Below are 10065 nucleotides of genomic sequence, written 5' to 3'. Positions count from 1 at the left end.
CCACCTGACCCCGGCCGTTACTTGAGCGCGGCCGCCATCATCGCCTTCGCCACGGGCGCCGCCAGGCCGTTGCCGCTGACCTCGGAGCGGGCGGCGCCCGAGTCCTCGATCAGGACGGCCACCGCGACCTGCTTGCCACTGGAGTCCTTGGCGTAGGACGTGAACCAGGCGTACGGCGTCTTCGAGTTGTTCTCGCCGTGCTGCGCCGTGCCCGTCTTGCCGCCCACGGTCAGGCCGGGCACGCGCGCGTTGGTGCCGGTGCCCTTGTCGACCACCGTCTCCATCGCGGACGCCAGCTGACCGGCGGTGCGCTCGCTGACCACCCGCGTCGACCCGGAGTCGGAGAGGTCGTCGAGGGTCGAGCCGTCGCCGTCCGTCACCCGGTCCACCAGGTGCGGGCCGACCAGCTCACCGCCGTTGGCGAGCGCCGCCGAGACCATCGCCAACTGCAGCGGCGTCGCCGTCACGTCGAACTGCCCGATACCGGAAAGCGCGGTCTGCGCCTTGTCCATGTCCGACGGGTACACGCTCTGCGAGGCCCGCACCGGCACGTCCTGCTCGGCGTCGTTGAAGCCGAACTTCTCGGCCGTCTCCCGCACCTTGTCCTGCCCCAGGTCGGCGGCCATCTTCGCGAAGACGGTGTTGCACGAGTACTGCAGGGCGGTACGGATCGTGGCGTTCTCGCACGGCGCCGCCGCGTTCTCGTTCCGCAGCACGGTGCTCGTGCCGGGCAGGGTGTACGGGTCGGGGCTCTCGGTGCGCTCGTCGACCGAGGAGTACAGCCCGTCCTCGAGCGCGGCCGCGGCAACCACCAGCTTGAACGTCGATCCGGGCGGCAGCGGCTGGCGCAGCGCACGGTTCACCATCGGCTTGTCCGGGTCCTCACTGAGGGCCTGCCACGCATCGCCGTCCGTGGACCCGCTGATCTTCGACGGGTCGTACGACGGGGTGGAGACCATGCCGAGGATCTCGCCGGTGCCCGGATCGACGGCGACCGCCGCCCCCTTGGTGTCGCCCAGCGCCTCGTACGCCGCCTTCTGCACCGCAGGGTCGATGGTCGTCACCACATCGCCGGGGTCGGCGCGCTTGCGGGTCACCACGTCGGCCGGGCTCTTGAGGCGGTTGTCGGTGCCGTCGAGGACATCCCGGTAGATCCCCTCCAGCTGTGTCGCGCCGTACACCTGCGAGCTGTACCCGGTGACCGCCGCGTACAGCGAGCCGTCCGTGTACGCGCGTTTGTACTTCAGATCGCTGCCGGTCGTCCGCTCGGAACCGGTGACCGGCTCACCGGCCACGACGATGTTCCCGAGCGGGTACGCGTACTGCTCGATCGCGCTCCGTCGGTTGTGCTGGTCGTCTGCGAGCGCCTCGCCGTCGTAGAACTGCACCCAGGTCGCCCGGAGCAGCAGGGCGAGCACGAGGAGCAGTGAGAAGACGGAGGCGCGCCTGATCGTCTTGTTCATCGCAACGAGAAGACGAACCGGGCGAACCGCTGTGTTCCGCCCGCGCGACTTTCTCAGGAACTCTTCATCTCGGACCCGGTCTCGGACCCGCCGACGAAACCCGCCTCGTACGCCGCGATCACCGCCTGGGTGCGGTCCCTGGCGCCCGTCTTCGCGAGCACGGCCGCCACATGCGACTTCACCGTCGCCGGGCCCACGGCCATCACGTCGGCGATCTCCGCGTTGGTGCGGCCGGTGGCCATCAGGCGCAGCACCTCGCCCTCGCGCCCGGTGAGCCGCCGCACCCACGCCGGAGGCGTCGCGCGCGCCGGGGCGTGGGCGGTGGCCAGGGCGCGTACGGCGGCCGGGAACAGCAGCGAGTCCGTGCGCGCCACCAGGCGCACCGCCTGCACCAGCTCGTCCGCGTCGGCCCGCTTGAGCAGGAACCCTGACGCTCCGGCGCGCAGCGCGTCGTACACGTACGCGTCGTTCTCGAAGGTCGTCACGACTACGACGCGGGGCGGCTCGTCGAGTGTGGCGAGGATCTGCTCGGTGGCGCGGATGCCGTCGGTCTCCGGCATCCGCACATCCATCAGGACCACATCGGGCCGCCGGGCCCGCACCAGGGACACCGCCTCGGTGCCGTTCGCGGCCTCCCCGACCACCTCGATGTCCGGCTCGGCGTCGAGGATGACCCGCAGGGCGGTGCGCACCATGCGTTCGTCGTCGGCGAGCACGACGCGCAGCGCCGGGGCGACGGTGGCTTCTGTCATGAGCGGTCCTCCACGGGCAGTCGTACGCACAGGGTCCAGGTGCCGTCGGCGGCGCCGGAGCGCGCGCTGCCGCCGAGCAGCCGGGCGCGTTCCTCGATGCCACGCAGACCGCGCCCACCGCCGGGGCGCGGCGCGGTGGCGGTACTCGGCGCGGGGGCGGACGGCACCGGGTTGGTCAGGGTCAGCTCCAACTGGCCGTCAGCCAGGGTGACTTGCAGGGCGAGGGGTACGTCGGGGGCGTGCCGCAGGGCGTTGCTGAGGCCCTCCTGCACGATCCGGTAGCCCTCGCGGGCGACGAGCGCGGGCAGCGCCGCCAGGCCGGCGTCGACGGCCGCCTCGACGGCAAGGCCCGCGGCCCGGGTACGGGCGAGCAGCCCGTCCAGGTCGGCGCCGAGTACCGGAGCGGGACGTACCGCCGGATCGACGGCGCCGCTCTCCTCCGTCACCCCGTCGCCCGCCCGCAACAGGCCGAGCACCGCGTCCAGTTCGCCGACGGTGCGCCGGGTGGTGTCCTCGATCGCGGCGAGCGCCTCGCGTACGAAGGCGGGGTCGCTGTCGAGCACCCGGCGGGCGGCGCCCGCCTGCAGCGTGACCGCGCTGAGCGCGTGCCCCACCGAGTCGTGCAGCTCACGGGCGAGCCGGTTGCGCACCGCCAGATCGGCCGCGCGCGCCTCGGCCGCCGCGAGCCGGTCGGCCGGGGTCGGCCCGAGCAGCACCGGCGCCCAGCGGGCGAGCAGCGCCCCGGCCGCCGCCGCGCAGGCCGCGAGCGCGAGCAGCAGGGCGACACCGGCGAGCGGTGTGAGCGCCAACGCCCAAGGGTGACCGGCGACTTGGTCGAGGCCGTACCGCGAGTCCCGCAGCCCCGCGAAGAACGGCAGGACGAGCAGGACGACCGCGAACGGCGGCGTCGCGAGCATCATGCCGCTGAGCACCGTGCCCACGCCGAGGTGCAGCGCGTACCAGAGCGCCGTACGCCCCCGCGCCGCCCCCGACCGGGCCGGCCCCTGCGCGAGCCGCTCGCCCGGCACCTCGCACAGCGTCCGTACCGCCCCCGCCGCCAGTGGCCGGGCGAGCGGGAACAGCGCGGTGAGCGCGGCGAGCGGCAGGGCCACCGCGCAACAGCTCAGCTGGAACGCGAGGGAGCCGAAGAGCAGCGGTTCACCGGGGAAGAACGGCCCGACCGCCACGGCCGCCACCAGCAGGTACGGCATCAACAGCGCGCCGCCGAGCACCAGATGGAGCCAGCGCAGCCGGACCCGCCGCCCGAACAGCGCGCCCGCCGCGCCCCGTACGGTCACCCCGCGCGCCGGACCGCGGCACGTTCTGCGGCATGTTCCGAGGCGTGTTCCGAGGCGCGTTCGGCGAAGAAGTGCGCGCCGATGGTGAGCACCAGCATGCCGACGATCATCTGGACAGCGTAGGTCAGGTGCAGCAGCGCGGACGGCTGGTCGGCGAGGTCGTCGACGCCGGTCAGCGCGGCCAGGGACAGCCAGCCGCCCCAGCAGGCGAGGGCGCCCGAGCCCACCCAGGCCAGGGCGAGCGGCACCTTCACGGCCAGGGCGCCGCCGCGGCGGAAGGCGAGCATCAGGACACCGGCCGCGGTGGCGGCGGCGAAGCCGGTGTGCATCCACTCCAGGGCGTAGCCGTCGCTCGTACGCTCCGCGACCGTCGAGGCGTTCAGGCCGGCCGTCGCCCCCGACCCCCACAGCGCGTGCAGCGTGACCGGCACCAGGGCGAGGGCGGCGGTGGCGGTGGCGGCGACGCGGCGCGCGGGCCCGGTCGGCGCGTGCGCGGGCAGATCCCGCACGGTGCCCTGCCACAAGTGGCCCCAGCGGCGGCGCGCGTACGCCACGAACAGCACGCCGAGCGCCAGGCCCTGCAGGATGAACCCGCCGTACACGACACCGAAGACCCACGGGTCGAGGAACTGGCGCGCGCCCTCGCCCGAGGTGGCCACGCTGCCGCCGAAGGCGCGTACCAGGAGCTGCAGCGGGAACCCGGCCATGATCGGCGCGAGCAGTCCGGTCGCCACCCACACCGGCAGGACGAGCAGCCAGGCCCGGACACGCAGCCCCCACGGCCGGGTCAGGAGCAGCGCGAGGACGACGACGGCCGCGTCCATGAGGACGGTCAGGCCGTTGGCGACGGCCATGGTGGCGCGGTGGTCGAGCAGCGAACTGCCCGGCGGGATCCCGAGTTCGCCGCCCGCGATCCAGGAGACCTTGAGGCCGACGTACGGCAGACAGGCGAGGACGGCGACGGCACGGGCGGCCCGGAGCAGCGGTCCTACGCGGGCGGGGTGGGCGGTGCCGTCCGGGCGGTCGACTTCGGGTACGGATACGGATACGGATACGGGTGCGGTGTGCTGTGTCATGCCGTCCACGCTCGCGGACCGGGCCCGCGCACACGTCCTGCCCGGAGACGAACCGCCTCCGCCGCGCGGGGGAGAGCGCGTCCACCCCGGACGCGCTCAGTCCAGGCGCAGTACGTACTCGGGGATCTCCGCGCCGCGCGCCTCGGCGTAACCGCTCTCGTGTGCCGTCACGGTGAAGCCGCACTTCTCCAGGACCCGGACCGAGCCGGTGTTGTCGGCGGCGGCGCGGGCGTGCAGCGGGCGCTCCGTGACCTCGGTGAGCAGCGCCCGCAGCGCGGCCGTCGCGATGCCACGGCCCCAGTAGGGACGGTCCACCCAGTACGTCACCTCGCGCTCGCCCGGATCGCCGTACACCGCCACGTGCCCGACGACATCGCCGTCGGCGAGGATCGTGCGCACCACGGCGGTGGAGGCGCGGATGCCGTTCCAGTGGTCGTGGAAGAGGTCACGGTCGGCGGTCTTCGGGGAGACGAACGCGGCGACGCGCGCCGACTCCGGGTCGTTCATCTGCCGGAAGAACACCGGCAGATCACTGTCGTGCACCGGGCGCAGCGCGACCTCGGGCGTGGTCGTCGGGAACATGTCAGAGCCTCCGGGTGGCGAGCGTCAGCCGGTCGCGGGCGTCGAACAGGGCGTCCTTGACCATCTGTTCGTGCGCGGGCGTGAGCCGGGCCACCGGCACCGAGCAGCTGATGGCGTCCCGCGCGGGCGTCCGGTACGGGATCGCGACGCCGAAGCAGCGCAGGCCGAGGGTGTTCTCCTCGCGGTCCACGGCGAAGCCCTGCTCGCGGATCTGCCGCAGCTCCTCGATCAGTTGCTCGCGGTCGGTGAGGGTGTGCTCGGTCAGCGGCGAGAGGGTCTCGGGCAGCATCTTGCGCACCTGCTCGTCGGTGTGGGTGGCGAGCAGCGCCTTGCCGAGCGAGGTGGAGTGCGCGGGCAGCCGGCGGCCGACGCGGGTGAAGGGCCGCAGATAGTGCTGGGACTGGCGGGTCGCGAGATAGACGACGTTGACCCCGTCGAGGCGGGCCAGGTGGATGGTCTCCGTGGTGTCGTCGGAGAGCCGGTCGAGGGTGGGCCTGGCGGCCGCCACGACCTCGTCACCGTCGATGTACGAGGTGCCCACGAGCAGCGCCCGCACCCCGATCCCGTACCGCGTCCCTGTGGCGTCCGTCTCAACCCAGCCGAGCTCCACGAGCGTGCGAAGGAGCATGTACAGGCTGGACTTGGGATAGCCGACGGCCTCCTGGACGGCGGCGAGCGAGTGCATTCCGGGGCGGCCCGCGAAATACTCCAGCAACTCCACGGTCCGCACAGCGGACTTGACCTGCGCCCCACCGCTGGCCTCGGCAGCCGACATCGCCCTTGACCCCTTCGTTCGCCTGCACATAGCCTCCGACTTCACCATTCACCCTCGGAGACGACGTTCACCATAACGAACGCCCTGGTGAGTGGGGCCATGTCGGCGGCAAAATACACGGGCCACCACGTGGCGGCACATTCAGTCACATCTGGTCACACCAGGAGGAACCGGCCGTGGCAGCACCTGTCCCCGCACCAGTCTGGAGTGTGGATCCCCGAACCGGGAAGCCGCGCGAGCAGGTTGCCGTGGAAGCCACCCCCGAAGAGGTCGACCAGGTCGTACGCGCCGCCCACGGCGCGCGGGCCGCGCTCGCCGACCGGGAGACCCGCGCCGCGTTCCTGCGGGCCGCCGCCGACCTGCTCGACGAGCGCGCCGAGCACGTGATCGAGGCCGCCGACGCGGAGACCGCGCTCGGACCCGGCCGCCTCACCGGTGAACTCGCCCGCACCACCTACCAGTTGAGGTCCTTCGCGGACGTGGTGGCCGACGGCACGTATCTCGACGTGCTGATCAGCCACGCCGACGCCGCGCAGACCCCGCCCTGGCCCGACCTGCGCCGCTACAAGGTGCCGCTCGGCGTCGTCGCCGTGTACGCCGCCTCCAACTTCCCGCTGGCCTTCTCGGTGCCCGGCGGCGACACCGCCAGCGCCCTCGCCGCGGGCTGCCCGGTCGTGGTCAAGGCCCACCCGGACCACCCCGCCACGGCCGAGCTCTGCGCCGACGCGCTGCGCCGCGCCGCCGAGAGCGTCGGCCTGCCCGGTGACGTCGTACGCCTGGTGCACGGCTTCGACGCGGGCCTGCGCCTGGTCGAGCACCCGCTGGTGGCCGCGGCAGGATTCACCGGTTCGGTACGCGGCGGCCGCGCCCTCTTCGACGCGGCCGCGGCGCGCCCGCACCCCATCCCGTTCCACGGCGAACTCGGCTCCCTCAACCCGGTGGTGATCACCGAGGCCGCCGCGGCCGAGCGCGCCGCGGAGATCGGCGCCGGACTCGCGGGCTCCCTGACGCTGGGCGTCGGCCAGTTCTGCACCAAGCCCGGCCTCGTCCTCGTCCCCGCGGGCGCGGACGGCGACCGGCTGATCGAGACCCTCACCCGTGACGTCAGCGAGGTCGAGGCGGGCGTCCTGCTCGACCACCGGATGCGCGCGGCGTACGTCGACGGGGTGCGCGCGCGGGCCGAACTCCCGGACGTGGACGCCCCGGTGACACCCGGAGCGGGCGGCGAGCACACCGTCGGCGCCGGCTGCCTCACCGTCCCCGCCGCACGCCTGGCCGCCGAGGGCCCGCACGACCTGCTCCTGGAGGAGTGCTTCGGCCCGGTCACGGTCGTCGCGCGGTACGCCGACGCCGCCGAGATCACCGCCGTCCTGTCCCGCCTGCCCGGCAACCTCACCGCGACCCTGCACCTTTCGGCGGCCGAGGCGGCGGGCGAGGGCGGCCGGGGCGCCGAGCTGCTCGCCGAGCTGACCCCGCTCGCCGGACGCGTCCTCGTCGACGGCTGGCCCACGGGGGTCGCGGTGGCCCCCGCCCAGCATCACGGCGGCCCGTACCCGGCGACGACCTCCACGTCGACCTCCGTGGGCGGCACCGCGATCGAACGCTGGCTGCGGCCCGTCGCGTACCAGAACACCCCGCAGGCGCTGCTCCCGGCCGAGCTGCGCGACGGCAACCCGCTGGGGCTGCCGCGCCGCGTCGACGGGCGCATGGAGCCTGTCGTGTAGTCCTCAAGCGCCGGACGGGCTGAATTTTTCAGCCCGTCCTGGGTGCCCCGGTCGCGATCCGGCTGAAGCTCGCCCGGTACGCCGACGGCGTGAGCCCCGCACGCCGGTGCACATGCTGGCGCAGCGAGTCCGCCGTACCGAGCCCGCACGCCCGCGCCACCTGGTCCATCGGCAGGGTCGTGGTCTCCAGCAACTCCTTGGCCCGCTCGATGCGTTGGTGCAGGAGCCACTGCAAAGGGCTGACCCCGGTCTCCGCGTGGAACCGCCGCGTCAGCGTCCGCACGCTCACCCCCGCGTGCCGGGCCAGGTCGGCGAGGGTCAGGGCCTGGTCGAGGTGGAGCATCGCCCACCCCCGGGTGTCCTTGCCCGCCGTGCCCCGCTCGGGCGGCAGCGGGGTCTGCGTGAACTGGGTTTGGCCGCCCGGCCGCACCGGCGCGACCAGGGCGAGCCGGGCCACCGCGTTCGCCGCCGCGGCCCCGTAGTCCGTACGGATCATGTGCAGGCACAGGTCGATGCCCGCCGCGTACCCCGACGCCGTCATGATCTGCCCGTCCTGGACGTAGAGCACATCGCCCTGGAGGTTCACCGAGGGGTAGCGGCGGCGCAGCTCGTCGGCCAGGCCCCAGTACGTGGTCGCCGCCCGGCCCTGCAGCAGCCCCGCCTCGGCAAGCACGAACGCGCCGCTGCACAGCGACGCGATCCGCTTGCCCGCCGCCTCCGCCGCGCGCACCGCGGCCACCGCGCGCGGGTCCGGCGCGTACCGGTGGCCGGTGCCCGCGACCATCACCGTGTCCGCGTCCAGAACCGCGTCCAGGCCCCGGGCCACCCGGAGTTCGAGCCCGCCCGTGGTGGTGACCGGGCCCGGCTCCGCGGTGCAGACCACCACCTCGTACCCCGGACCGCCGTCCACCCGGACCTGCTCGAAAAGCAGCTCGGGAATGGCGAGGTTGAACATCGACACGGGCGAGGGCGCGATCACCGCGACCCGGTGCGGCGAGGGCATGGCCAGAACCTCCGGACGTATGGCATTCAGGCCACTACTGTACGGCCGCGAAGATCGGCAGCCTTGAGCCATGCCAGCCACCACCGACCCAGCCACCACCGACGCCGAAGACCACCCCGATTCACCTCAACACACCGCTACCCAGGCCGAGTTGAGTGCCACGAAGCGGCCCTCCCCGCGCCTCACCCTGGTCGCCGCTCTCCTCGGCTTCGCCCTGATCACCCTGGACGCCTCCGTCGTCAACGTCGCGCTGCCCGCCATCGGCGACGCGCTCGGCGGCGGCATGACCGGCCTCCAGTGGGTGGTCGACGCGTACACCCTGGCGTTCGCCGCCCTGATGCTCTCCACCGGCGCCTTCGCCGACCGGGCGGGCGCCACCCGCGCCTACGCCCTCGGCATCGCCCTGTTCACCGCAGCCTCCGTGGCCTGCGGACTCGCCCCGTCCCTCGGCTTCCTGATCGCCGCCCGCGTGGTGCAGGGCATCGCCGCGGCCGTGGTCCTGCCCGCCTCGCTGTCCCTGGTGCGCCAGGCCCACACCGACGCCGCCGCACGGGCCCGCGCTGTCGCGCTCTGGGCGGCCGGCGGCTCGGTCGCCGTCGCCCTCGGCCCGGTCGTCGGCGGCGCCCTCACCACGGCCTGGGACTGGAGCGGCATCTTCTTCATCAACCTGCCGCTCGGTGCCGTGACCCTCGCCCTGCTCGTCCGCGCCCCCCGTTCGGAGCGCCGCCCCGCCCCGCTCGACCTGCCGGGCCAGCTCACCGCCGTGCTGGCCCTCACGGCACTCACCTTCGCCGTCATCGAGGGCGGTGCGACGGGACTCGTCGCCGGGGCCTTCGCCGCCGTGGCCGGTGCGCTGTTCCTGTGGATCGAGTCCCGGCACGCCCACCCGGTGGTGCCGCTCGGCCTGTTCCGCGACCGTGCGGTCGCCGTGGCCGTCGCGACGGGCTCCGCGTGCAGCGTCGCGTTCTACGGCGTGATCTTCGTCTTCAGCCTCTTCTTCCAGCAGGTCCAGGGCCGTTCGGCGCTGTTCGCCGGGCTGATGTTCCTGCCCATGACCGGCCTGATCGCGGTCACCAACGTCCTCGCGGGCAAGCTCGCCTCCCGCCACGGCCCCCGCCTGCCCATGCTCGTCGGCCAGTCCCTCGCCGTCCTCGGCCTGCTCCTCCTGCTGTACGCCGACACCTCGACGCCCGCGCTGCTCCTGGCGTTCCTGCTCGTCCCGCTGGCCCTCGGCTGCGCCCTGACCGTCCCGCCGCTCACGGCCGCGGTGATGGAGGCGGTCCCGGCGGACCGCGCCGGAGTGGCGGCGGGCGTCCTGAACTCCGCCCGCCAGGTCTCCGGCGGCCTCGGCATCGCCGCCTTCGGCGCCCTGACCGCCACCGGGTTCAGCAC

Annotated in this window: 9 protein-coding genes; 2 read left to right on the top strand and 7 right to left on the bottom strand. The window is 73.8% G+C overall.

What is annotated here, in order from left to right:
* Positions 1-17: 17 nt before the first annotated feature.
* The 6 genes from GUY60_RS27530 to GUY60_RS27505 form a co-directional block, all read right to left on the bottom strand.
* A complete protein-coding gene (locus GUY60_RS27530; protein WP_161702550.1) occupies positions 18-1463 on the bottom strand; it encodes a peptidoglycan D,D-transpeptidase FtsI family protein in 1446 nt (481 codons plus the stop codon).
* 53 nt (positions 1464-1516) lie between these two features.
* Complete coding sequence (locus tag GUY60_RS27525; protein WP_161702548.1) at positions 1517-2215, bottom strand: response regulator transcription factor; 699 nt, start codon at positions 2213-2215, stop codon at positions 1517-1519.
* Positions 2212-3513, bottom strand: coding sequence for a sensor histidine kinase (locus GUY60_RS27520; RefSeq protein WP_312866444.1), 1302 nt, complete (start codon positions 3511-3513; stop codon positions 2212-2214). Before GUY60_RS27520 ends, GUY60_RS27525 begins: the two co-directional genes overlap by 4 nt.
* Entirely contained in the window at positions 3510-4589 is a 1080-nt protein-coding gene (locus GUY60_RS27515) for a hypothetical protein (protein ID WP_246235751.1), read from the bottom strand. The genes GUY60_RS27520 and GUY60_RS27515 overlap by 4 nt, the downstream gene beginning before the upstream one ends.
* Before the next feature lie 96 nt (positions 4590-4685).
* Entirely contained in the window at positions 4686-5171 is a 486-nt protein-coding gene (locus GUY60_RS27510) for a GNAT family N-acetyltransferase (RefSeq protein WP_161702546.1), read from the bottom strand.
* Position 5172: 1 nt separating this feature from the next.
* Complete coding sequence (locus tag GUY60_RS27505) at positions 5173-5946, bottom strand: IclR family transcriptional regulator (RefSeq protein WP_161702544.1); 774 nt, start codon at positions 5944-5946, stop codon at positions 5173-5175.
* Between the two features lie 176 nt (positions 5947-6122).
* Between GUY60_RS27505 and GUY60_RS27500 the strand changes: the two genes are divergently transcribed.
* A complete protein-coding gene (locus GUY60_RS27500) occupies positions 6123-7670 on the top strand; it encodes an aldehyde dehydrogenase (NADP(+)) (protein ID WP_161702542.1) in 1548 nt (515 codons plus the stop codon).
* A gap of 28 nt (positions 7671-7698) precedes the next feature.
* Here GUY60_RS27500 and GUY60_RS27495 read toward each other — a convergent pair whose 3' ends face one another.
* Entirely contained in the window at positions 7699-8673 is a 975-nt protein-coding gene (locus GUY60_RS27495) for a GlxA family transcriptional regulator (protein WP_161702541.1), read from the bottom strand.
* A gap of 70 nt (positions 8674-8743) precedes the next feature.
* Between GUY60_RS27495 and GUY60_RS27490 the strand changes: the two genes are divergently transcribed.
* Positions 8744-10065, top strand: a 1322-nt coding sequence (locus GUY60_RS27490; RefSeq protein WP_161702539.1) for an MFS transporter, incomplete at its 3' end; no start/stop codon positions are given.

Source organism: Streptomyces boluensis, assembly GCF_009908195.1.
GTDB classification, from domain to species: domain Bacteria; phylum Actinomycetota; class Actinomycetes; order Streptomycetales; family Streptomycetaceae; genus Streptomyces; species Streptomyces boluensis.
This window is presented reverse-complemented; position numbering and strand designations above follow the sequence as displayed.